General features: G+C 48.2%; 20 protein-coding genes and 2 tRNA genes. 5 read left to right on the top strand and 17 right to left on the bottom strand.

What is annotated here, in order from left to right; genetic code table 11:
* Positions 1 to 101 precede the first annotated feature (101 nt).
* From PMG25_RS06725 to PMG25_RS06675, 11 genes are all read right to left on the bottom strand, one after another.
* A complete protein-coding gene (locus PMG25_RS06725) occupies positions 102 to 1,112 on the bottom strand; it encodes a coiled-coil domain-containing protein (protein ID WP_283766133.1) in 1,011 nt (336 codons plus the stop codon).
* Between the two features lie 184 nt (positions 1,113 to 1,296).
* Positions 1,297 to 1,548, bottom strand: coding sequence for a DUF433 domain-containing protein (locus PMG25_RS06720; RefSeq protein WP_283766132.1), 252 nt, complete (start codon positions 1,546 to 1,548; stop codon positions 1,297 to 1,299).
* Positions 1,549 to 1,572: 24 nt separating this feature from the next.
* A complete protein-coding gene (locus PMG25_RS06715) occupies positions 1,573 to 1,809 on the bottom strand; it encodes a hypothetical protein (RefSeq protein ID WP_283766131.1) in 237 nt (78 codons plus the stop codon).
* Between the two features lie 102 nt (positions 1,810 to 1,911).
* Positions 1,912 to 2,256 (bottom strand): hypothetical protein, encoded by a 345-nt coding sequence (locus PMG25_RS06710; protein ID WP_283766130.1) that lies wholly within the window; start codon positions 2,254 to 2,256, stop codon positions 1,912 to 1,914.
* A gap of 633 nt (positions 2,257 to 2,889) precedes the next feature.
* Positions 2,890 to 4,320, bottom strand: a complete 1,431-nt coding sequence (locus tag PMG25_RS06705; protein WP_347178761.1) for a vWA domain-containing protein — start codon at positions 4,318 to 4,320, stop codon at positions 2,890 to 2,892.
* Between the two features lie 389 nt (positions 4,321 to 4,709).
* Positions 4,710 to 4,781, bottom strand: a tRNA-Leu gene (locus PMG25_RS06700).
* A gap of 220 nt (positions 4,782 to 5,001) precedes the next feature.
* A tRNA-Asn gene (locus tag PMG25_RS06695) sits at positions 5,002 to 5,073 on the bottom strand.
* 191 nt (positions 5,074 to 5,264) lie between these two features.
* The gene (locus PMG25_RS06690) at positions 5,265 to 5,501 is read right to left on the bottom strand and encodes a hypothetical protein (RefSeq protein ID WP_283766128.1); all 237 of its coding nucleotides are present in this window, start codon (positions 5,499 to 5,501) and stop codon (positions 5,265 to 5,267) included.
* Positions 5,502 to 5,736: 235 nt separating this feature from the next.
* Positions 5,737 to 5,937, bottom strand: a complete 201-nt coding sequence (locus PMG25_RS06685) for a hypothetical protein (RefSeq protein ID WP_283754352.1) — start codon at positions 5,935 to 5,937, stop codon at positions 5,737 to 5,739.
* A 35-nt stretch (positions 5,938 to 5,972) separates the two neighbouring features.
* Complete coding sequence (locus PMG25_RS06680; protein ID WP_283766127.1) at positions 5,973 to 6,128, bottom strand: hypothetical protein; 156 nt, start codon at positions 6,126 to 6,128, stop codon at positions 5,973 to 5,975.
* Between the two features lie 353 nt (positions 6,129 to 6,481).
* Entirely contained in the window at positions 6,482 to 12,988 is a 6,507-nt protein-coding gene (locus PMG25_RS06675) for an Ig-like domain-containing protein (RefSeq protein WP_283766126.1), read from the bottom strand.
* A 131-nt stretch (positions 12,989 to 13,119) separates the two neighbouring features.
* Here PMG25_RS06675 and PMG25_RS06670 point away from each other — a divergent pair, with 131 nt between their 5' ends.
* The gene (locus tag PMG25_RS06670; RefSeq protein ID WP_283766125.1) at positions 13,120 to 15,855 is read left to right on the top strand and encodes a CBS domain-containing protein; all 2,736 of its coding nucleotides are present in this window, start codon (positions 13,120 to 13,122) and stop codon (positions 15,853 to 15,855) included.
* Here the strand turns inward: PMG25_RS06670 and PMG25_RS06665 are convergent.
* The 5 genes from PMG25_RS06665 to PMG25_RS06645 all read right to left on the bottom strand — a co-directional run bounded on the left by PMG25_RS06665 (position 15,832) and on the right by PMG25_RS06645 (position 20,056).
* Positions 15,832 to 17,259 (bottom strand): sensor histidine kinase, encoded by a 1,428-nt coding sequence (locus tag PMG25_RS06665; protein ID WP_283766124.1) that lies wholly within the window; start codon positions 17,257 to 17,259, stop codon positions 15,832 to 15,834. The two genes, PMG25_RS06670 and PMG25_RS06665, sit on opposite strands and share 24 nt — an antisense overlap.
* 112 nt (positions 17,260 to 17,371) lie before the next feature.
* On the bottom strand, positions 17,372 to 17,566 hold the full coding sequence (locus PMG25_RS06660) for a hypothetical protein (protein WP_283766123.1): 195 nt from the start codon (positions 17,564 to 17,566) through the stop codon (positions 17,372 to 17,374).
* Between the two features lie 105 nt (positions 17,567 to 17,671).
* Entirely contained in the window at positions 17,672 to 18,379 is a 708-nt protein-coding gene (gene rnc / locus PMG25_RS06655) for a ribonuclease III (RefSeq protein ID WP_283766122.1), read from the bottom strand.
* A 91-nt stretch (positions 18,380 to 18,470) separates the two neighbouring features.
* Complete coding sequence (locus PMG25_RS06650; protein ID WP_283766121.1) at positions 18,471 to 18,755, bottom strand: hypothetical protein; 285 nt, start codon at positions 18,753 to 18,755, stop codon at positions 18,471 to 18,473.
* A gap of 98 nt (positions 18,756 to 18,853) precedes the next feature.
* Positions 18,854 to 20,056: an HhoA/HhoB/HtrA family serine endopeptidase gene (locus PMG25_RS06645; RefSeq protein ID WP_283766120.1), complete on the bottom strand. Its 1,203-nt coding sequence runs from the start codon at positions 20,054 to 20,056 to the stop codon at positions 18,854 to 18,856.
* Positions 20,057 to 20,258: 202 nt separating this feature from the next.
* Between PMG25_RS06645 and gpmI the strand changes: the two genes are divergently transcribed.
* Genes gpmI through PMG25_RS06630 form a run of 3 tightly spaced genes read left to right on the top strand, consistent with a single transcriptional unit; the run spans position 20,259 to position 23,096 of the window.
* On the top strand, positions 20,259 to 21,857 hold the full coding sequence (gpmI, locus tag PMG25_RS06640) for a 2,3-bisphosphoglycerate-independent phosphoglycerate mutase (RefSeq protein ID WP_283766119.1): 1,599 nt from the start codon (positions 20,259 to 20,261) through the stop codon (positions 21,855 to 21,857).
* A 47-nt stretch (positions 21,858 to 21,904) separates the two neighbouring features.
* On the top strand, positions 21,905 to 22,144 hold the full coding sequence (gene secG / locus PMG25_RS06635) for a preprotein translocase subunit SecG (RefSeq protein WP_283766118.1): 240 nt from the start codon (positions 21,905 to 21,907) through the stop codon (positions 22,142 to 22,144).
* Between the two features lie 4 nt (positions 22,145 to 22,148).
* On the top strand, positions 22,149 to 23,096 hold the full coding sequence (locus tag PMG25_RS06630; RefSeq protein WP_283766117.1) for a hypothetical protein: 948 nt from the start codon (positions 22,149 to 22,151) through the stop codon (positions 23,094 to 23,096).
* On the opposite strand, the gene PMG25_RS06625 is transcribed toward PMG25_RS06630, so the two are convergent.
* Positions 23,093 to 23,527 (bottom strand): NINE protein, encoded by a 435-nt coding sequence (locus PMG25_RS06625; RefSeq protein WP_347178758.1) that lies wholly within the window; start codon positions 23,525 to 23,527, stop codon positions 23,093 to 23,095. The two genes, PMG25_RS06630 and PMG25_RS06625, sit on opposite strands and share 4 nt — an antisense overlap.
* Positions 23,528 to 23,717: 190 nt before the next feature.
* On the opposite strand from PMG25_RS06625, the gene PMG25_RS06620 reads away from it, so the two are divergent.
* Positions 23,718 to 24,041, top strand: a complete 324-nt coding sequence (locus tag PMG25_RS06620; RefSeq protein ID WP_283762184.1) for a DUF1825 family protein — start codon at positions 23,718 to 23,720, stop codon at positions 24,039 to 24,041.
* Positions 24,042 to 24,055 lie beyond the last annotated feature (14 nt).

Genomic DNA, 24,055 nt, shown 5'->3' with positions numbered 1-24,055 from the left:
GATGAGGGCGTTTTCCCCTCTCCCTAAATCCCTCTCCCACGGGAGAGGGACTTTTGCTCCCCTTCTCCCACGGGAGAAGGGGGTAGGGGGATGAGGGCGCATCACAATAACTCTTGATTGCGCTGTAAGGCTCGTTTTAAGTAATCTAAAGCTTCCTCTAATTTCTTGATTTTCTCCTCGTTATCCTGCTTGTTGTACATTAATTCATCCCGTTCATCTTCTAAGGCGCGAATACCTTGCCGTTGCTCTTTGATGATTTCTTGGGCTAATCGGATATCTTTTTGCACAAAAATTAGCTCTTTCATCACCACTTCTAGCTTGGCGGCTTGGTTAATGGCAGTGGTGGGAGATTGGGCTAATAATGACCCCATTCCTACCCCTGTACCTGCGCCCAAAATGGCTCCACCCCCAGCGATAACGGCAGCACCGCCTGCCATTCCTAAGCCTCCTGCGGCGATCGCCCCTCCACCCAAAAACGCCAATACCGAGGTTACTGCCGCCGCTCCTGACAAACCAGGGGCGACGATCGGGGCAAGAATACCCGCAATAATGGGCGTTCCCAATGCAGCAACCGCCGCTAAAGCCACCGCGCCTATTGCCCCGGTGATCCAGGGATTAAACCCTCCCTTAATTCCGCTCACCGCGTCTTTGTAGTGAGATTGAAACCGTTTAATACATTCGGAATCGAGCTTGAGCAGTCGAGCAAAAGATTTGAGTTTTTCTTCAATTAGGTTTTGATCCGCAAACTTTAACCCCTTAAACTGATTATCTCTAGCATCTCCAAAGATAGGATAATAGGGGGTAAATAGAGTTGATTCTAATAAAATTAAATAGAAGGAAAATTTATGCTCAACTTCTTGAGCTTGTTCTCTGGCTTTGACCTTCAATTCGTCAAAATTAGTGATTAATCCCAAGGTAATATCCATAGATGGATTCACCTGTTTATGATTTTGCAAGATCAGATTCATCGAATCTCGCCATTTTTCCAACCAAGTAATTTTTAACCGCTTTTTGTCTTTGTTCTCCTCTAGTTTAATGTCCGTGAGTACCAAATTGTACTCTAGGCTATACATCAGTTGGGTTTGGGGTAGGGTTAATCCAAATTCTTCCATAATTGTAACTCGGACTGTAGTGTATTCCTCAGTTACTACTGTATCATAGTGATTTAACGAACAAGCCTTAAATGTTACAAAAGATCACAATACTTTGTTTTTGCGATCGCCTAGATATCTTCACTGTAGGCACTTAGAAACAAACGAACCACTTGCATTGACATCGAGCAAAAAATTCATGATTTTATGATGCAATCGATCGCTCAATTATTTCTTCACTATCGATGAGACGATAGGCATAGAACAGAGCGGCATAAATATCAGCGATTTCCAGGTCAGGATAATCCTCTAAAATCTCTGGCATTGATGCTCCTTTGGCCAACAATTCTAAAATCATGGCAACGGAAATTCTCATCCCTCGAATAATTGGCTTGCCAGCAAAGATCTGGCGATCGAACGTAATTCTTGACAATAATGAATCATTCAGATCGGACATTAACTTTTACCTACTTATTTATGCTTACTCAGCAGTAATTTTTGCATTAAGCAACGTGAAAATTCGGTCGAGTTCCAAAATTCCAGTCAGTTCTACTGCTTCATCGGGTGATAACTGTGACTCTCGCTGTTTTTCGTTCAGGCTCTCCAGTCGCTCTTGCAGATCTTCACTAAATTTGAATAAGAATAACCCTCGAACTGGCTTAATTTGAATACCAGCATCAATAAAAGAGGAGGGTTGGATCATCAATTGTGCATTCATGGTTTACCTCAGAGTCTATGTTATGCTGTGTTAGTGGCGATCGCCAAAAGCAACACCTAATTTTCTAGAAGTTTACGTTCTGTAATGCTGTGGGAATATAACTCATGTGCTTGTAGTGAGATGGGATAAATGACCCGCTTTGAGCATTACAATCAGATGTTCGATACGTTCGTATTCGTCTAATTCTGCTTGTTCTTCTGGAGTGAGGGTTTCAGCTTTACTGCGCTGGAGAAGGATTTGCAGGCGATCGCACATTTCTGGAGTCGGCCGGAAAGTGGCAATTTCTTCAGGAGTCGGACGATTGGCAAGGAAGTCGAGGATGTAGTGATAGACGTGGTTAGGGAGTGGGGCTTGTAAGCATTGTTGTAGTACAGTGGGAAGGCGATCGCCTAAAGCATTAAGATGGGGAATGAGTTCGTCGGGAACTTCTAAGGTGATGGTTGCCATAAGCTCTCAAAACAATCGGTCTGGGTTTTATTGTAATATTAAGTCCGAATAATCAGTTACACTATGTGATTGCGTTTCGGCTGTCGCCGACATGAAAGCGAAGCTTGCGCGTTTCCGCTTCGCGGACATGAAAAGCGAAGCTTGCGTGTTAGCGAAGCTTGCGTGAAACGCGAAACGCGAAGCGCGAATGGAACGCAGTGGAATGAAGCAATCTCGACAATCTCCATAATTGTAGCGATTGCTTCCCTAATAGCATGTATAATATGATCATTAGTGTGTAGACCTAGTGTAGGTTCGCGTATGGATTTACTCCAACTTCTCGACTATTTACCTCCTTTAAATAAAACAGTATCACCCAATCGGGCTTTGGTGATTGGTCTTTTGACCGGTTGCATAGGTTTACCCATCTATTTCGGATCGCGGATAGATTTTTTCATCCTAATTTTAGTTCAGATTTTGATCGTAGCTTTAGCAGGGACATTTACACTGCTTGGAGCCATAGCTATTTGCATCTCCTATCAAGCTCTTTATGGATATTTGAGAGCAGTACACTCAAATAGGCGACGGAATTAAATGTTACAAAAAATTATAACGACACAGAAAAACCTCCCCAGTGAATAGGGAGGTTTTTAGTTAGTCTTGCCTTACGGGTAGAGGAGTTTCAAGGATTTCCATCAACAGCTCTAACCGAGAGGGACGGGACAACAGAGGCACTAAGTTGGGCAGAGAGTAGTAGTCCCCCTTAAACGTAAAGGTTTCTACGGGCATCTTATTTTTCTTTAACTGCCCTTCTACCCAGTTATAGCTAGAGTTCACCCGCACAATGATTACATTGGGCAGAACCTGCATGGCTTGACGATAGTAGTCTAAAGCATCCACAAAGTAGGGAGAGCTGTTTTCGCCTTCGTCAGTCACCAGGATGATTTGTTCTACCCGTTGACGGTTGCGCCGCATGGCTTCTACGCCACAGCCGATACTGGTTCCACCCCCAGCGTTAATGTGCTTAAAGGCTTTTTCCCAGTCTGTGAGTTCCTTGCCTTGGGCTTTGACTTCATAGGGCATGGTATCAAAAGCCCAGACAAACAAATCCGCCGTGGTAATGCCGGAAATCAAGGCAGCAAGCTGCTTACCGACTTCGATCGCCGAATGCATAGAACCAGATTTATCCACCAGCAAAGCCGTCGGTTTAACAATGTTGCCCCGCTTTTTCACTTGGGTGTTGGCGATCGCCTCTAGCTTGGCGATCGTTTCCGTATCCAGTTCCGTCGCATTCGATGCCACTTGCGCCTTCAGTGCCGAAACCCGATTTGCCTTTTGAGCCGCTTCGAGCTTCTCATCAATCAGCACCTTTACCTCCGGGTGATCCATGGCTCCCCGTTGTTTCAGAGAGTTCAGGTTATTAATCACCTCTTGAGGGGACATGGCATGAATCAGTGCCACCAACACCGTCGGCGTAACTTGTTTAACCGCACCAATCGCAATAGTATAGGGAATACCGTGCTTCACAATCAGTTGCGCTTGCTCTGCGGGAGTTGCCGCCTTTGCTACTTGCTTGAGCGCAAACGCCAAACTATCCTCTGGCGGATTATCCTTAAACAACACCGCATTCGCCCGTTCATTCGGCTTAATGTGCAATGTAGCATACAGATGTTTCATCGCCTTGCGACCCCGCAAAGCCGCCCGGTCAAATTGTTTCGGGTTGCCTTCCCGCTTCCGCAGATAGCGAGTCACTGCCGTCCGCGCACACCGAGGCACTTTATTTTGAAATTGCTTCATAAAGTCCACCACCCGCGCCACTTGGTAAGGGGGGAACTGTTGCAACATCACAAACCCAGCGCTACGGTGTTCGGGAAGTTGGCTGGTGAGCAAAGAACCCACAAACACTTCCTTATGGTCGCGCACATCCCCATTGTGCTGATACCATACGGCCAAGTGACCGTAAAAAAGCGGGTCAAGTTGTACCAAAAGGTCATGGAGTTCAGCCACTTCTTGCAATTTCCGGTGGGGAGTGGTGAGCAAGGAGTTAAGCATCTCCAAACGCAGATCTTGTTCTGCATTTTTCATGTTTACCATGGTTCATCTCCTAGGGATATAAGACAAACTTTTATAGAAAATTCGTATAAAGCCCTCTTCCCCCAACCCCTTCTCCCACAGGAGAAGGGGAGAGAAGTCCCTCTCCCGTGGGAGAGGGATTTAGGGAGAGGGCAAGATTACCGCGCAAGTGGCGATCGCCGTTTGTGCCTGCTAATATCGGCTCAGGCTCGCAGCGTACAACTCCAAGTACGCACCGATTCAGTTGGTGGAGAAGTATGTAGGCGATCGGGGTTAGGGCGCGGTTTTAATGAACAATTAACAATTAACAATTAACAACGATTTACCTATTACCTATTACCTATTCCCTAGCGCAAAGCGCTATAAAAAAAGGTCATTTCGCGCAAGTTCAACAAGCTGTTTGGTCATACACGGGATTTGAACCCGCATGTGCTTGAGCCTAAATCAAGTGCCTTTTCCATTTGGCTAGTATGTAAGCTTGATGAGTTAGGGCGCGAAATGACTGTAATTACAGAACCCAGAAAGATTAATTCAATCGGTCAGAAACGCTAGATTGAAAGATTGATCGATGAGAGAAGTATTGGGTAGGGTGGGCAGTGCCCACCCTACGGCTTAAAGGTTGTATTTTGTAACTCTGTCAAAGGGGAAGGAATAAAGGTCACACCGCGCAAGTTAAAAAAGCATTGTGTTTGCACACATATACAGGATTTGAACCTGTTACCAGTCGATTAACAGTCGAATGCTCTACCAATGAGCTAATATGTAAGCTTTTTCAGTTAGGGCGCGGTGTGAATTTATTCCTTAAGGCTGTACCGTACAAGTCAATTCAGCAAGATTTGTTGCTCTACCATTGAGCCACATCCGCCAAGATGAAGGGCGGATGGTAGGAATCGAACCTACACTGTCTGTTTAAGAGACATTATGTATGCTGAACCCGTTAGGGTACGGTACAAAAGTTAAGGGGTGCTTAGTGCGTCCAGTTGGGGCGCGGCTTGTTCGGGGGTTTTTCTTTCTTGAACCAAGACGGTGACAAGAATCGCCATTACCATCAAAATCAGTAATCCTAATGGGGGTTGATTCGATTTCATTTTGTTCAAAAAACGCTCTTGGCCGCACTTGAGGCAAATGTAATGGTCTAGGTCTTGGGTATTGCGAACCCAAGGACAAATTTCGCTACAGTTTGGTGCTTTCATGGTTCACCTCTGTGGTTATTTTTGGGAGTAGATTGTCCTCAAGTGGAGTGCGAGCATCTTGCTCGCTACCTTTCTCTCTTGCTCGCCACCTTTCTCTCTTGCTCGCTACCTTTCTCTCTTGCTCGCTACCTTTCTCTCTTGCTCGCTACTTTTCTGTACCGAGCGAGACGTTTGTCCTGCGGACAGGCTACGCACTCCGCAGAGCAGTAGGAGAGGGATTTAGGGAGAGGGAAATTTACCCATAAACCGCTTCAGGACGGATAATAATGTCACCACTAGGGCGGCGATCGATAACATAATCATTTAAGCGATAAACTCCAACATCAAGATGACGGGCAATTCGATCTTTGAGGACGGTATCATTCATGCTGGCGTTAATTTCTAGTTGGGTTTCAGTTATATCGTAGGAGCGTCCTTCAAATCGAATATGTACCATCTTGACACCTCCTTTGGGGGATTAAATTTGGAAAATTACAACAGAAAGCGACGTTCTAAAAAATAAATGGATGTAAGTTGAGTTTGGGTTGGCAAGCGTTTGGTTACCTTGCTTTCTCGATCCTGAGCATTTGACTCATTGGGTGGATCGGTCTTGACTGTTTTCAACAGTCGCTGATATAATAGAACCACTGTTTTTGACTCCTAAACAGTCATTAACAAACCCTTAAAGAAACGTTCTGATTATTCAGTTTTCTAGGTTCAACTGTAAGGGTGAAGGTGAGACTCGTCTGACTTCCTTGCCCTCTACATTTACTATACTACAAACGTAATACACAATTGTCAAGGGTTATGGCAGAAAATTTTTGTCTGTCATATTTCATTTGGCTGAAAGCATGATGCACAAAGGCTTTCAGGAGTCATACAGCGCCTTGCTTGGTTTATGAGGGACGCGACCTGTCTATTTACCGATAGGACAGGCCTTATAAATCAAGACTTTTAAGAGAACCTATTACCCATTCAGAATACCTTCGCCCCATCTCTTCCTAAACAATACTCACAAAACGGCTCTCTTCCAGAGTCGTAGAAGTTACTCCTTCCAGAATAGCTAAAACCTGGTTATTGGCTGAAATCACCGTATTTTGGCTGTTTTGCGATAGGGTAAGCTGAGTATAAGTTAAGCCACCGGATAAGCCAATGCGATCGCCCACTCCAAAATCCATGATCCGATCCGTTCCTTCTCCCATCCCCAGCACAAAGATATCATTACCCCGATCTCCAAATAATACATCCTCTCCGACTCCACCCATCAGGATGTCATTGCCTTGACCGCCCCAGATGCTGTCATTACCGGCATTTCCCCAGAGTTTATCTTCTCCTTGATTTCCGAATATCCAATCGTCACCTAAGTTACCAGCAATGCAATCATTACCGCGATCGCCACATAACGTATCATTTCCCTCACCCCCGCGCACCCCATCATCATCTTGTCCAGCATGGACGAAATCATCCCCTAAACCGCCATCGAGAAAATCTCGTCCCTGATTGCCAAAGAGCCAATCATCACCATTATTACCTTCTACGATATCATTGTCGCGATCGCCAAACACCACATCATTTCCTTCACCCCCGCGCACCCCATCATTACCCTGTCCCCCATGAATCCAATCATTCCCCAAACCGCCATCAACCCAATCCGTACCTTGATTGGCACTTAACCAATCATTGCCACTTTCGCCATCAATATTATCATCACCTTGCAGAGCAATAACCCAATCATCACCCCCTCGCGCCAAGAACGTTTCCCCCTGAGTATTTCCGAATAAAATATCGGCAAAACTCGTTCCTTCTCTCGTCATTTCCGTCAGATTCAGCGCCGGAAAAACAGGAGGAGAATTGAGCAATGGACAACTTAAAGACACTGGAGCATTAGCAGGAGGAGAGGGAGGAACTACCGGAGAAGGCGGAGTTATTGGAGACGGAGAAGGAACCGGAGACGGAGTTACAGCAACATCATTATCTGTAATAGTTCCCACCCCCTGTGCATCGCTAATCGTCGCATTATTGGCGCTCGATAAGTCAACGGTAAACGTTTCATTGGTTTCATCTAAACTATCATCCGTGATAGTAACCGTAATTTCTTGACTCGTTTCTCCGGCTGCAAACGTTAACGTACCATTGATACTCGTGTAGTCACTTCCGGCTGTAGCCGTGCCATCTGCCGTGGCATAATCTACCGTAATCTCCTGAGCGCTCGCTGCATCCAGAGAAACCGTAAACGCTAAAGTTCCTGCATCTTCATTGACCGTAACATCATTAATAGATAAGTTAGGTTCAGCATCATTATCAGCAATATTTAACGTTGTCGTACTTTGAGCGCCAATCGTGGCATTATTCTGAGCAGTAACCTCAAACGATATCGTCTCATCGGGTTCATCAACCGTATCATCAATAATCGGAAGCGCAACCGTTTTGCTATCTTCTCCCTCATTAAACACAACCGTCAAAGGAAAACCACTATCCGTATAATCGGCATTTCCCGTTGCCTCTCCCCCCGTCACGCTCACTTGAACCTCAGAAATCCCAAGGGTTGTATTCCGGGTAAGCGTAATCAGATTCGTTGTTCCATCCCCTTCATTGGCAGCATAACTCGCTTCAGAAAACTGGATTTCTGGAGTCGCAACAACCAACTCATTACTACTGCTATCATTACCCCCATTACCCGCACTATCCGTCGCTGAAACCGCAACCTCATACGTGCCAGCACTCAGAGCCGGACTAATCGTATTATCAGCCAGCGTCCAAGTTCCATCCCCATTATTCGTTCCCGTGTAAGAATTTCCATTAACCGTAACCTGAATCGAAGCACTATTATCATCCACCGTTCCCGTCAAAGCCGGAGTCGTATCCAACGTAGACAGAGAATTCACCGTAACTGTCGGTGCAGTCGTATCTACAGTAATGCCGAGAGCAGCAGAAGCCGCACCAGTATTGCCAGCAGCATCACTAACCGTAGCCGTAATATCATGATTGCCTGCGCTTAACGTACTGGCGGTGATACTCCAATTCCCAGAACCATCAGCAGTGGCAGTGCCAATCGTGCCATCAACACTACTCGCAAGCGTTACCGTACTATTCGCCTCAGCCGTTCCCGTAAACGTGGGAGTGGTGTTGCTGGTGATGTTATCGCTGTTGGAGGTTCCCGTATCCGAAGCAGCCGTCATATCCGCAGTTAAAGGTGCAGCCGGTGCTATAGTATCAACCGTTATGGCAAAGGCGCTGGAGGCTGAACCCACATTTCCCGCGCTATCTGTGGCCACCGCCGTCAGGTTATAATTCCCGTCAGCTAGAGTCGTTCCCGTATGGTCAAAACTCCAGCTTCCAGAACCATTAGCAGGAGTTGTGCCAATGGAGCTGCCATCAATAAACACCTCTATCGTGCTATTAGCTTCCCCTGTTCCCGCGAACACTAACGTACTATCGCTCGTCACTCCGTCACTGCTGCTCGTCCCCGTATCTGTGGTGATGCTGCTGGTAGTTGGCGTACTTGGAGCCGTATTATCCACCGTATAGACTTCATCCGTCCCTGGTTCTGCCGTCGGTAGCGCATTTGCGGACAAATCAGTAATATTTTGTCCCGCATCAACATCTAATCCTACGGTTCCATTCAGACCGGCTAAATCCCCTCCCGACACCGTGATATCGTAAACAGAGGCACTCACGGCATTTACTCCGGTGATGGTCGCCGTTGTTCCCGTTACCGAAAAGTCACTCGCGTCTACATTCTGCACATCTTCATTAAATGTGGCTCGGAAAACCAGAGTATCGGCATTGGTGGGGGTAATACTCGGAGTTTGGCGAGTGATGCTGGTTAGCGTTGGTGCTATCGGGTCATTATTAAACGTAACTGTATTATCGGTGCTAGTGCTGGCCGTGTTGGCATTTCCGGCGATGTCGGTGGCGACTCCTGCGGCAAGACTGGCAAGAACCGTTCCTGATGCACTCATGCCGCTAACAGCAATATTATAAGTTGTGCCGCTACCGGTGACGGCATCGGTGGTTGCTCCCGCCGTGCCGCCGATGGTGACATCTCCAGTGGCAAAACCCGTTACAGTTTCGCTGAAAGTAGCCGTATAGTTGATGGGTGAAGTGTTAGTTGGGTCAACTTGAGCCGCCGCTTGGTTAACCGTAACTGTGGGTGCGGTAGTATCCAAGGTAACGCCGAGAGCAGCAGAAGCACTACTGGCATTTCCAGCAGCATCAGTAGCGGTAGCGGTAATATTGTGACTTCCTTCTGTTAACGTGCTGGCGGTGATGCTCCAGTTTCCTGCACCATCGGCGGTTACTGTGCCGACTGTGCCATCAACGCTGCTGATGAGGGTAATGGTGCTGTTAGCTTCGGCTGTGCCGGTGAAGGTGGGGGTGGTGTTGCTGGTGATGTTGTCGGTGTTGGAGCTGCCGGTGTCGGTAGCTGCTGTCATGTCTGGAGTTGAGGGTGCTGCTGGTGCGGTGGTGTCGATGGTGATGCCGAGAGCAGTGGAGGCGGCGCTGGTATTTCCGGCTGTATCTGTGGCAGTGGCGGTAATATTGTGATTTCCTGCACTTAAGGTGCTGGCGGTGATGCTCCAGTTGCCGGAACCATCAGCAGTAACTGTGCCGACTGTGCCATCCACGCTGCTGGTGAGGGTGACGGTGCTGTTGGCTTCGGCTGTGCCGGTGAAGGTGGGAGTGGTGTCGCTGGTGATGTTGTCGGTGTTTGAGCTTCCCGTATCGGTAGCTGCCGTCATGTCGGGAGTCGAGGGTGCAGCCGGTGCGGTGGTGTCGATGACTAGGGCTTTGTTATCGGCAAGGGACTGTCCTGCGGGAATGGTGAGGGTAACGTTGTTTAGGGTGGCATCTTGTAGGGTTGCGCCACCGGCTAGGGTTAGTCCGGTTGAGTTTAAGTCTGTGCTGTTTTCTCCTGCGCCAACGGTGTAGGTGGCTGATGCACTGTTGGCGTTGGTAAAGGGAGTAATAGTGACTGTGCCGCCAGTATCTAAATTTAAGGTAAGGTTGCCACTAGCAAGGGTGACGTTTTCCGAGAAGTTGACGGTGACGTTGACAGTGCCTCCGACTCCAAATGTACCATCGCTGGTGGTAGAAGTGATGGAGGTAATGGTGGGGAGTGCGTCGAAGGTTTGCACTCCGGCAGCAGTGGGGGTTCCGGTTTTGCTGGCGGAGGTGAAGGTGATGTCGCTGAGGTTGGGGGCGGCAATATTGATGGTATTGCCCGCAGTGGCTCCGGTGGCGATGTCGGCGACTAGGAATAATGTGCCAGTGTTGCCGTTGTTGATGGTTTGGGAAAGTCCAGTAAAAGCGAGGGTGTTGCCGGAGGTGACAACGGCTTGGGTTCCCAGGGAGGTATCGCCAGCATCGAAGACTGTATCGGTGGAGTAGAAGAGTTCAAAGCTGTTAGGGACGATATCGGCAGCAGCGTAAGTGCCTGCGGTGGTGAAGGTTGCGCCGGTTAATTGGGCGTTGGCGGTGGTTACGGCTAGGTCGAGTTGATAGAGGGGATGGTTGGTTGTGCCTTGCGCGACGCTGGCGGCGGCAATGGTTCCGGAGGAGAGGGTGACGGCAGAGAGCATGCCACCAGGGGAGCCGATATCACTGCCACTGTTTCCACCAGCATTAGCACTGAGATAGCCGGTTCCGAGGGGAGTGGAGCCGCCAGTGGTGCTGGTTGCCCAGTTGGAGCCGACCGTATTATCGGCGGTTAGGTTGGTGAGATAAATAGACGCGCCTACGGGGTCGGGAAAGCCTGCGCTAACGCTATATTCAACGGTTTCAATGGCGTTGGCATGAGTGGTATCGTCGCCAGTATAGCGGGTAAAGCTATCCCATAAACTGACTTTATCGCCAGTGTTGTTCAGTTGTAGTTTATTCCAACCCGTAACTCCAATTAAGTTGATACCGGTTCCCCAGGCGGCTTCAAAGTCGGAGGTGTCTAGGTCGTCGTCGTTGAAGAGAATGGCGCTACTGCCAGCCGCAATGGAACCACTGGCGATGTTGGCGGCAGTATGAGCTGTGCCAACATTATCGTCGAGGACGTAGCCGGATAAATCAACGGTGCTGCTGCCGGAGTTGTAGACTTCTACCCATTCCCAGTCATCTTCGGCACTGTTGGGGTCGTACATGATTTCGGAGATGACTAGAGGGGAGGCAATGGTTTGGATTCCTCCAGCCGTGGGTGTACCGGTTTTATTCCCGGTTGTAAAGGTGATGTCGCTGAGGGTGGTTGCTCCAATCGTGATGGTATTGCCCGCAGTGGCTCCGGTGGCGATGTCGGCCACTAGAAATAATGTGCCGGTGTTGCCACTATTGATGGTTTGGGAGAGTCCGGTGAAGGCGAGGGTGTTGCCGGAGGTGACAACGGCTTGGGTTCCGAGGGAGGTGTCGCCCGCGTCGAAGGTGGTGTCGGTGGAGTAGAAGAGTTCAAAGCTGTTAGCTGTTATATCGGTTGGAGCATAAGTGCCGCCAGTGGTGAAGGTTGCGCCGGTTAATTGGGCGTTGGCGGTGGTTACGGCTAGGTCTAACTGATAGAGGGGATGGTTAGTTGTGCCTGGGAGTACGTTGGCGGGGGAAAAGGTGGGTGAGGATAGGGCAATATTAGGAGTTTGTGCGAGTTGATAGGCCAAGACTTGACTACCATTGCCGAGAAATAACTGAGACCCCCTGGCACTAGCTCCCAAGAATGGCCCCCCTAATGCGCCACCACCATTATCTAGGAGTTGATTCGGACCAGCAGCGATGGTGTAGGTTTCCGTGGGAGTTGCTGAGGTGACGGTGGTTGGGCTATCCATGTCCCAAACATGGAGTTCATTGGTGGTTAGGGCGATTAAGGTGGTGCGACCATCGTATTCGTGGGCGATCGCCTGATAAACTAAGTCTGTACCCGGTACAGTAATATCTGTTCCACCAGAGCTAACGGCTATTGCGTTCCCTGTATCCGCATCAAAGGCCCAAATTTTATCCCCCGTACCACTCGCTCCCCCATCACTGGCGTAAATATAGTTATTTCCACTGCCATGGTCGAAATAGCTAATGCCGCGAAAGCGCCCTCCAGTCCCCACATCTTGCGCCCATTGTTGCGTTAGGGTGAAGTTAGTGGGATTATTGGTTACCGACCATTGAACAATTTGGTCGCGAGTAACATCATTATTGCCATAGATATATGTGCCATCGGTAGTAATGGATTCGGTTTTCGGTACTGTGGCTTGATACCCAGTGAGATTGCTAGACCAGTCATTATCAATCCGCCGAATACCTTGAGTATCATCTCCAGTGAAGAAAATATAGCTGCCGAATTCTAGGGCGCTTTTGGCTCCATCTGCACCATTATTAAAGTTATTGACGACTGTGCCAGTGGATGCCTGATACTCCACCGGCCCGCCATCAATGGTTCCTGCTAGGGGATTTCCTGCGGTGGAAAAGTTGTTGTTGAGATAGTGGTTATTATTGCCAATAGGACTATTGGTCATCCATTGAGCGGTGGTATTGTCGATTAAACTCATCGTTAGTTAAGTGTGAGACGGCTAATGGCAGGATGACACCTTGGGAAGACTAGGATAAGGCTCCACATCAGTTGAGTGGTTTTCCAGACTAGAATGGGGAATGGTAAATAGGAGTGCAGATCATATCATTTATGGATTTAATTTTGTGCCATACCACGGCAGATTTTGATGCATTAGGGGCAGCAGTGGGGTTAACGCGCTTAAAACCTGGCGCTCAGGTGGTGCTGACTGGGGGATGTCATCCGACGGTGCGGGAGTTTTTGGCCTTTTATCGGGATGAGTATGCCTTAATTGAGCGCCGGTCAGTGAATGCAGAGCAAGTCCGCAGTTTAATCGTAGTCGATACCCAACAGCGCGATCGCCTCGGCTTGGCTGCAAGTTGGTTTGATATTCCCCATCTCGAACAAGTGGAACTCTACGACCATCACCTGGACATCGAGACAGACCTTCCCCTAACCCACTCCATGATTGAACCCGTTGGTGCAACCACCACCCTAATTGTTGAACAGTTGCAACAACTCAAGACTCTAGAACTCACCGCCGCAGAAGCAACCGTCATGGCTTTAGGAATTCATGTGGACACCGGTTCCCTGACCTATGATTCGAGTACCCCCAGAGATGCTCTCGCCCTAGCCTGGTTAATGACCCAAGGAGCCAGTTTATCGGTGATTGGGGAGTATGTGGAACCGGGATTATCCCCCCAACTCCAGGACTTACTCACCCTCGCCCTAGAAGAATTGCACACCACAACCTGTGAAGGATATCAATTATCCTGGGTTCTCCTCCCCACCCCTGATTTTATACCCGGATTATCCAGTGTCGCGACCCGATTAATCGGATTAATCCATAGTGATGCTTTATTATTTGGTACGTGGTATGAAATCGGACAAGACAAGCGGTTAACGGTCATTGGTCGTTCTCGTCAGCGTTGCCGCTCTTCCTCCCATCCTCCCCTCAATCTGCATACTCTGTTTTCCCCCCTAGGAGGAGGAGGTCATGCCCAAGCTGCCTCCCTAACGCTGCGAGGAACAGACATCAAAGACACCTTTGCCCATCTGGTTGAAAACTTGCAAAGCCAAGTGCCCAATGCACCTACGGCACGGGAGTTGATGTCTTCCCCGGTGCGGACAATTTTGCCGGAAACGACGATCGCCCAAGCCCAGCGTATTCTGTTACGCTATGGCCACTCTGGGTTATCCGTCGTGGATGCCTACGGGGAGTTAGTGGGGATTATTTCCCGGCGCGATCTCGATATTGCCCTCCATCATGGCTTTTCCCACGCTCCCGTCAAGGGGTACATGACTCCCCACCTGAAGACCATCACCCCAAAGACTCAATTGCCAGAAATTGAGTCATTAATGGTTACTTATGATATTGGTCGCTTGCCCGTATTAGAGGACGGAAACTTAGTGGGTATTGTCACCCGTAGCGATGTGTTGCGCCAATTTCACCTTCAGGAAACTGGGCAGCGAGTGGGGTCAAACATCCAACTGAATCGCTTGAAGTCCTGTTATTTGCCGGAAACTATGAAGCAAATGGTACAGGAGAGCCTAACCCCACCTTTGTATGAGGTTTTGCGACAAGCGGCGATCGCCGCCGAACAAAGAGGATGGCACTTATACTTAGTGGGTGGAGGAGTGCGAGATCTCTTACTGGCAGATGCAGATACCGTCATCAATCTCCAGGATGTGGATTTAGTCGTTGATGGTTATCATCGCGCCGCCCAACCGGGGGCTGGAGTCGAGTTAGCGAAAGTCTTACAGCAAAAATATCCGGGCGCTAGATTGCAAATTCACGGGCAATTCCAAACGGCAGCCCTACTCTGGCACAAACACCCAGAATTAGGAAATCTTTGGATCGATATTGCCACGGCACGAACGGAATTTTATCCCTATCCCGCCGCCAACCCAGAAGTCGAAGCCAGCTCGATTCGACAAGATTTATACCGCCGAGACTTTACAATTAATGCCTTAGCCTTGCGCCTTACGCCTCCCCGAATGGGTGAAGTCTTAGATTTTTTTGGTGGTATTTTAGACCTAGAAGCAAAGTTAATCCGGGTGTTACATGCCAATAGCTTTATCGAAGATCCCACCCGCATTTATCGGGCTGTGCGGTTTGCTGTGCGGTTAGGGTTTCGCCTAGAAGGACAAACCGAAGGCTATATTCGTTATGCGATCGCCAGTGGGGTGTACGATTTGTCTGTAGCCGAAAATAACCGAGCGCCCGCCCTACAAACCCGACTGAAAAACGAGCTGAACTATATTTTAGAAGCCAACTATTGGCAAAGAGCCATTCAAATGCTCGGAAATCTAGACGCACTTAAATGTATTCATTCCAGTTTAGAACTGACTCCAAAATTGTGGAAACAACTCAAACTCGTTGACCGATGTTTACGCCGGTTTAACCCCCCTGGACTTTGCCCCCCTTGGCAACTGTTGCTAGAAGTGATGATTGCCTATCTTGCTCCTGAATACCGCTATCGAGTGGCTTCCGGGTTTCAATTGCCTGCCGAAAGTATCGAGCGATTAAAAGACTTAGAAGCCGCCAAAACCGATGTTTTTTTCCGCCTGCCTACCTGTGAAGCCCCCAGTAGCATTGTTAAAACCCTTCAACCTTATCGCTTTTCTACTTTAATTTTAGTGATAGTACAAAGTCCGCGATCGTTGCGGAAAAAGATTTGGTTATACCTGTGGAAACTGGCACAAGTAAAACCGATTTTGAACGGCAATGACTTAAAAGAATTGGGCTATAAACCCGGTCGTCAATTCAAGGTAATGTTAGATCAACTCCTGGAGATGACATTAGATGGAAAACTGCCAGATCGTGCCAGCGCTCAAGCGTTTTTACAGGATAATTTTATTCGGTAAACTAATGGTAAAAATACTGCCTTCTCCCAATTGAGAAACTACGTTAACCCGCCCTCCCATTCCTTCAATTAGGGTTTTGACAATGGATAAGCCTAAGCCGGTTCCGCCGGTGGAGCGGGCGCGAGCGTCGTCAACCCGATAAAATCGATCGAAAATTCTGGCTTGATGGGCGAGGGGGATGCCTTCACCGCGATCGCCCACTTGTAGGCAGACTTGATGGCTCTGTTGTTCCAGTTTCACGGTAATTACGGTGTCGGGGTCGGAATATTTGACAGCGTTATCAATGAGGTTGAGTAGGACTTGCTTTAAGCGGTTGCGATCGCCGTTAATCTCTATAGACTCATGCCCTAAATCGAGTTCAATGGTGCGACTGCTGTATTGTTGCCCCATATCCACAACTTCTAGAACTAAGTCAGTCAGGGAGAGGGTTTCAAGTTCAAAATGAATCTGTCCATTATCAGCGCGGGCAAGTTCGAGTAAGTCTTGCAACAGTTGAATCGTGCGATCGGCTTCTGTGGCTGCGGTTTCCAGGGCTTCCCGTTGCGCTTCGGTGAGGTTCTTACCCCGTCTGAGGGTACTTTGAAGATAACCATGGACAATGGTTAACGGGGTTCGCAACTCATGGGAAACATTGCTAACAAATTGCCGTTGATGCTCCCAAGATTCAGACAGTCGCGAGAGCATCAGATCTAAGGTTTTAGAGAGTTCTTGCAGTTCGGATGGGGCAGGATCTAAGCTGAGGGAAACGCCTCCTAAGTCTTGTGCAGAAATTTTTACTGCATATTCACTAATTTTACGCACCGGAGCGAGCGATCGCCGAATATAAATTCCCATCATAACCGCGATCAGCAGCAAGGCTAACACGCTCACCCCAATCAAGTTTCTCAGCATTTCCAGCAACATCTGTTGCTCTGAGGTAATATCTTGAGCCACATATAATTTACCAATAGTTTCCTGATTGACCCTTAACGGGCCAGCGCAGAGAACGAAATAGCGTCCTTTGTAGGGATAAACTTCCGGTTGAATGGGAGCATGGCTAATATTGAGGAGATCGGCATTTTGGGGATGGAGCGATCGCTCCAGGTTGGGCGATCGGGCCATAATTTCACCGTCTGGAGATTGAATCCACAAAAAAATCGTCTCCGCACTCACATCCTCAATCACCATTTCTAACGCTTCACCCTGGCTGAACCGTTGACTATAAACTGCGATATCTTTAGGCAAGCGTTCAGCAATATATTGGATATTTTGTTTATGGGTTAAGACCAATTGTTGCTGCATTTTTAAGCCCGTGGCAATGGCAACCGCTCCTAATCCAATTCCGGAAACGATCGCCAAGCCAAACGTGAGGCGGAACTGTAGCGAATTAAACTTAAATCTCTGCCCTAAATGTTTGATCGACATGCTCTCTATACTCTATCCGTGACTTGCCATCACTCACAGATTAAGTCGCAATCCTGAGAAAAGCCTGATAAGGCTCTGAAGGAATCACATTAAAGATTACACAACTTATCACTTATAGGGTTTCTTCTAGTGTTTTCTGGGCTAATTTAGAGCCATAAACCATTAAGATCGAGGTGGCGATCGCCCCGATCGCATAAATTGCCCCTTGAGCAATCTGCGCTCCCCTCCCTAAGATGATAATCATGAAGGTAACGCTAGATACCAGTAGGATTAAGGCGATCGCTCGTTTCCATAGACCTCGCTTCATCTGATTTACCCCTCTGCCTCAACACTGAGCTAAAGGATAGAATACTTCATTCGGGTAAGCCTAACCTGAAAATCGGCTGAGGAGAAGATGAAAATTCTCCTTGATTTAAGGGTCTACATGCTGCAAAGCATCTTCAGCCGCTTTTTTCTCCGCTTCCTTTTTGCGACGGCCTTTACCTTCCCCGTACTTTTTGCCTTTTACCCAAACTTCAACGCAAAATACTTTTTCATGGTCTTCACCCCATTCCTTAACTAATTTATAGTCGGGTGTTTGTTGATATTCTTTCAGTGCCCATTGCTGAAATTTTCCTTTACTATCGATTAAACTGGGAGGGTGCTGATCGTCGGATGAGTCCATTAAATCATCAGCAATTTTGGTAAACAGACGAGTGACAAACTGGCGGACTTTAACGATCCCTGCATCTAAATAATAAGCTCCGATAATGGCTTCTAGGGTGTCACTCAGTAAGGCGGGATTGTTTTGAGCATTGTTTTGGATTGCCCCTTTCCCTAAACGCATCACTTGACCCACACCTAATTCTTCGGCTAATCGGGCCAGTTGCTGTTCATCGACTAATTTAGAGCGCAACCGAGTCATTTGCGCTTCTGTAATATTTCCCGCACTCCCATAACGTTTATATATGAGTTCGCTGACCAAAAAACCTAAAACTGCATCCCCCAAAAACTCTAATCCTTCGTTATCCTCTAGGGTATCGGAATGTTCGTTGGTATAAGAGCGATGGGTTAAAGCATGAAGCCAAAGGGCTTCGTCTTTTAAGGTTGGCAATTCTATTGGTTTGGCGGAACGAGGCATAAATCATAATCTCAAATTCTATATTATATCATGATTTTACTCTTTAGTCAATTACCTAGAATTTCTGGGTCAGGCAGAGGACGATGGGTTGCTATTGCACAACCCAACAGGTTAAGGAGTCAGTTAAATGATCCCATTCAGCGTCAGAAATCAAGCCGCGATCGCGAAAGTCAGCTAAGATCTGGCCCAGGCTTGTCCATGCATTTGTTCGATCGATGCGATCGTAGGCTTCCTGAAGAGCAGACAAGGGATCGGAGTGAATGCCGACTAAACAGCCAATGCCGGAATAATCGCCATCTGGAGTCATCACATCGACTTGCCAATATTGATCGTATAAAAAGACTTGAATACTCCAACCGTTATAATTTTCAATCATTACCCTTTCCTTCCAGTAAAGTGCCATCAATTCTTGACATTAATACTCTACTTTAATGGTCTGTTCTCATCCGGATTTCTCCTGTTTATGGGGTTATTTTAGGGTTGGGACTGGGGTAAGGTTCCAGGGCGAATGGAAACTTCTATTTTCTGACCGGCTCGACTCACTTCTAAAGTTAATAACTCACCGACGGTAGACTTTTCTACTAGATCTTGGACTTCCGTGGCTTTCTTAACGACCCTTCCATCGACACTGAGAATAATATCGCCCGGTTGCAGTTGGGAATTTTCTGCCGGAGAATTCCTAACAATTCCGGTAATAATCACGCCTTCACTGAGGCGATCGGCGATCGGGAATTGTTGCTGTTGTAATAAGGCTTTAGTGGTAGGGGTTAAATCGACCATTTGAATGCCTAAAAACGGATGTTCTGCCATTCCTGTGGTAAACAATTGATCGGCAACCCGTAGGGCGGTTTCAATGGGAATGGCAAAGCCTAATCCTTGGGCATCGGCACGAATGGCGGTATTAATGCCAATCACTTGTCCTTGTTCATTCAATAAGGGGCCTCCAGAATTGCCCGGATTAATGGCGGCATCGGTTTGAATAAAACGGACTCGCTTATCGGGGATGCCCACCTGGGCGCTCGATCGCCCCGTGGCGCTAATAATCCCCGCCGTCACCGTATTATCTAAGCCTAACGGATTACCAATGGCGATCGCCCATTGTCCCGGTACTAAGGCCTCAGCCTCCCCCATTTCTACCACAGGCAAACCCTGAGCCTCAATTTTCACCACAGCAATATCCGTCACGCGATCGCGACCCAACACCACCCCCTCAAACGTGCGCCCATCCCGCAGCGTAATATCCACCACATCCGCCCCTTCAACCACATGGGCATTGGTAATCAACTGTCCTTGGGCACTCAAAATTAACCCCGATCCCGTACCCCGCTCCAATCGTTCCGGTTCAGCCGGCAGATCTTCACCAAAAAATCGATCTAACAACGGATTCCGAAACGGGGCAGACTCCTGAGACTTCACCCGCCGAGTTGCATCAATTCGCACCACGGCTGGGCCGACTTTTTCCACAGCCCTAGCAATAAAATTGCCCTGGATCGGCTCTGTGGACTCAGGTATGACTGAAGGTTCAGGTAACGGGGGCAAAACCACAGGAACCGCAGAAAGACCAGGACGACTCAAAACCTCCTGGTCTTCCAGGTATCGGCTCCCTAGCCAACCCGCACTGCCTCCCAGAACAAAAACACTCAGATAAATAATCGCCCGTTTAACCAATAAGCTCATAGCCTCTTATCCACCCAGAACAATTCTGATGACTGTGAAGAATCGAAACTCATCTCCTCCACAATCAATACCTTAAAGTAAGTCCCTCAATTTTACCGTCCCATTTTCAATTAACTTTCACCGGTCACCCAATTTAAACAGCAGCTTTTTGCTCTCTAGTGGTATGATCGAGCCAGAAATTCAGCAAAAGGGTGAATAGGTTATGACAAAAGCACCGATATCTCCTGTGGTGCTAGTCATTTTAGATGGCTGGGGTTACCGTGAAGCCACCGACGGAAACGCCATTGCCGTCGCGAAAACACCCATAATGGATAGCCTACAGGCAGCTTACCCAAATACCTTAATTCAAACGTCTGGGAAAGCGGTCGGGTTACCCCAAGGACAAATGGGTAACTCAGAAGTGGGTCATATGAACATTGGCGCAGGCCGGATTGTTAAGCAAGAATTGCTTCGCATTACCGATGCAGTTGAAGATGGTTCTTTACAAGAGAACCCCGCTTTACAAGCTATCTGCGAGCAAGTTAAATCCCGCTCTGGCAAACTCCACCTGATTGGACTTTGCTCAGATGGAGGCGTTCATTCCCACATCGACCATCTATTGGGGTTACTAAAACTAGCCAAAGCACAGGAGATTGAACAAGTCTGTATTCACGCGATCGCCGATGGTCGTGACACCTATCCCACGGATGGGGTAAAAAACTTAGAAAAACTGCAAGCAGAAATCAATAGCTTAGAAATTGGCAAAATTGTCACTCTCATGGGTCGCTATTATGCGATGGATCGGGATCATCGCTGGGATCGGGTGCAAAAAGCCTATCAGGTTCTTACGGATAATACGATTACGGCTGAAGGGGATGCCATCTCACTCTTGAAGGCTTCCTACGAACAGGAAGTCACGGATGAGTTTGTGATTCCCGTCCGTTGCGCCGAGGGTGCGGTAGAAGCTGGAGATGGGGTGATCTTTTTTAATTTCCGTCCCGATCGCGCTCGTCAGCTTACCCAAGCCTTTGTCGATCCCAATTTTGATGGGTTTGAGCGATCGCCCATCGATCCCCTGTCCTTTGTCACGTTTACCCAATATGACTCCCATCTGCCGGTGTCTGTAGCCTTTGAACCCCAAGACCTGAACCATATTTTGGCAGAGGTTTTGGCCGAGCAAGGACTGCGACAGTTCCGCACCGCAGAAACGGAAAAATATGCCCATGTGACCTATTTCTTTAATGGGGGACTCGAAGATCCCGTAGAGGGAGAAGACCGGGAGTTAATTCCCTCTCCCCAGGTTCCCACCTACGACCAACAGCCGAGCATGTCGGCTGAAGCAGTCACGGAAACGGCGATCGCTGCCATCGAAGAACAGGTTTATTCTATGGTGGTGATTAATTATGCTAATCCGGATATGGTCGGCCATACAGGGGTCATGGACGCAGCCATTCAAGCCATTGAAACCGTGGATGAATGCCTAGGTCGCCTGATCGAGGCGATCGGTAAAGTGGGCGGAACCGCCATTATTATTGCTGACCATGGCAATGCCGAACTCATGTACGATGAGAAAGGGAATCCTTGGACAGCCCACACAACCAATCCCGTGCCCTTTATCCTGGTTGAAGGCGAAAAGCGTAAAATTCCCGGCCATGGCACGAATGTTGCTTTGAGAACCGATGGCTGTTTAGCCGATATTGCGCCCACTATTCTGGAAATTCTGCAAATTCCTCAACCCAAGGAAATGACCGGAAAATCCATTTTCCAGAACTCTTCCTATGAAGTTCAACCCAATCGATCGCCGGTTTCCCTCTCTCGGTAAACCCGCACCTCTAACGTCATGATTGTTGATTTGAGTTCTATAACCCTATGACTGTTGTTAGTATCCTCCAAATTGTTTGGGCCATTTCAGCCTTTAGTCTGGTGGTCTTAATTCTCCTCCATAGTCCCAAAGGAGATGGTATTGGCGGTATCGGCGGCCAAGCCCAATTGTTTACCAGTGCTAAAAGTGCCGAAACAACCTTGAATCGGACAACCTGGGCCTTAGTTGTTCTCTTTCTTGGCTTAACCGTGGTGTTAAGCGCTGGATGGTTAGAACCCGTCGGTTAAGTCCATGGCTGCTTGGCTCTGGAGGACTAGACGCTTAAAACCTCCCCATCAAGGTTTATGCTTGAGAGCTGCTCTGGGTGCGAAAAGGTTCCGCATACTTCGACTGCGCTCGGTAGCCACTGCTTATGCGATCGCCACAATTGTGTTGGCGGTCTTTTCTTGTGCAGTTATGGCAACGCTTCCCCCTGGCCTCCAATTTCCTCAAGCACAAGTTCATCCTCTTCCCCCTAGCCTAGACCAATGGCACGATCCCGCAGACTCCGGAGACTATTTTGAAGCCATTAAACTCCTCAAGGTGGGGTATTTAATTTGGTCTGAGCTTCCAGTGCAGGTATACCTCGATCTCGATACCCCCGATCCCCGTTGGGTAGCAGCCGTTACTCAGGCGATTGAGGAATGGCAAGACTATTTTCCCCTCGAAATTAGCGATCGCCCCGATGAAGCCCACATTACCATTCACCGACAGCGCCCTCCCCTCAAACTGGGCCCCGATGGCCAGCTTGGACGAGTGCGATCGGCTACCACTGAATATCAACTCTATCTTGGCTCCCGTGGCGATCGGCCAGAGGAAGAATATCTACTTCATCGCTGTGAAATTTTCCTAACCCCAGACCAAACCCCAGACTATACCCTGGCCACCGCTCGTCATGAACTCGGCCACGCGATCGGCATTTGGGGTCACTCTCCCGAACCCACCGATGCGCTCTATTTTTCCCAAGTACGCCATCCTCCCCCCATCTCCCCCCGCGACCTCAATACCCTCAAACAGATCTATCAACAACCCACCCGCCTCGGTTGGCCAATAGGGTCAGAACACTCTAGAATCTGGAAAACTTTGCCAACTTTACCCACCCTTTCCCCACTTCCGGGTCTTCCTCAACTGCCCAAACTGCCTCAACTTCCCAAGCTGCCTGAACTGCCTAAACTCCCCAAATTGCCCGATCTTTTTTAAGAAATTTTATCTAAAAGATAGCGACGTTTTTGTTCAAACTCATACTCAGTAATTAATCCCTCTTGCCGCAAAGCCTCCAACTGGCGTAAGGCTTCTGCCACAGACTCCACCTGGTCAGCGATCGGGCCCGTTTCTCCAGACTTCTGAGGAGGCCAGAACCTTGACCAATCCACCTGGGGAATCTTCAGCCCTGGAATCACCGGAACTGGGCCCGGATAATTCTGATTAAACTCCTCATCATCTTGTACCAAATACCACACTCCCTCAATGGCACTAGCCACATGGGGAATCGGAGTCCAAGACAACAACAAATAGACCACCCCCCATAAAGGTTGGCCTAAATAAAACTTATGCAATCCGGCGATCGGAATCAACACCCCAGAAAACGCCAGAATCATCCCCAATTTGCGACTCTTTTCCTTATTCACCACCCCATTTCACCCTAACGCCCATCCTCATCTGCTCATACTATGATAATAACTCCATATCCCATCTCCCTATCCCCCATTCCCCCAAATACGGAAAACCGAATTTTACTCTCATCTCCGACTCCATTAGAATAAAACCAGTGCATCATCCAATGCGCTTAACTTACCGTCAGTCAACCTATCCAAAAAAGCCATGGGATTCTTTGATTCAGAAATCGTTCAACAAGAAGCCAAACAACTCTTTGAGGATTATCAATCCCTCATTCAGCTTGGCAGTGACTATGGCAAATTCGATCGAGAAGGGAAAAAGCTGTTCATCGAACAGATGGAAGCCCTCATGGATCGATATAAAGTATTTATGAAACGCTTTGAACTCTCCGAAGACTTCATGGCCCAAATGACCGTTGAACAGCTCAAAACCCAATTGGGCCAATTTGGAGTCACCCCCCAACAAATGTTCGATCAGATGAATTTCACCCTAGAGCGGATGAAATCTGAACTCGAAAAGCAATCCTAAATTCAAAACCTACC

It is taken from the genome of Roseofilum capinflatum BLCC-M114 (assembly GCF_030068505.1).
In the GTDB taxonomy this organism is placed as follows: domain Bacteria; phylum Cyanobacteriota; class Cyanobacteriia; order Cyanobacteriales; family Desertifilaceae; genus Roseofilum; species Roseofilum capinflatum.
The sequence above is the reverse complement of the archived record's forward strand: the minus strand, read 5'-3'. Positions and strand labels throughout refer to the sequence as shown.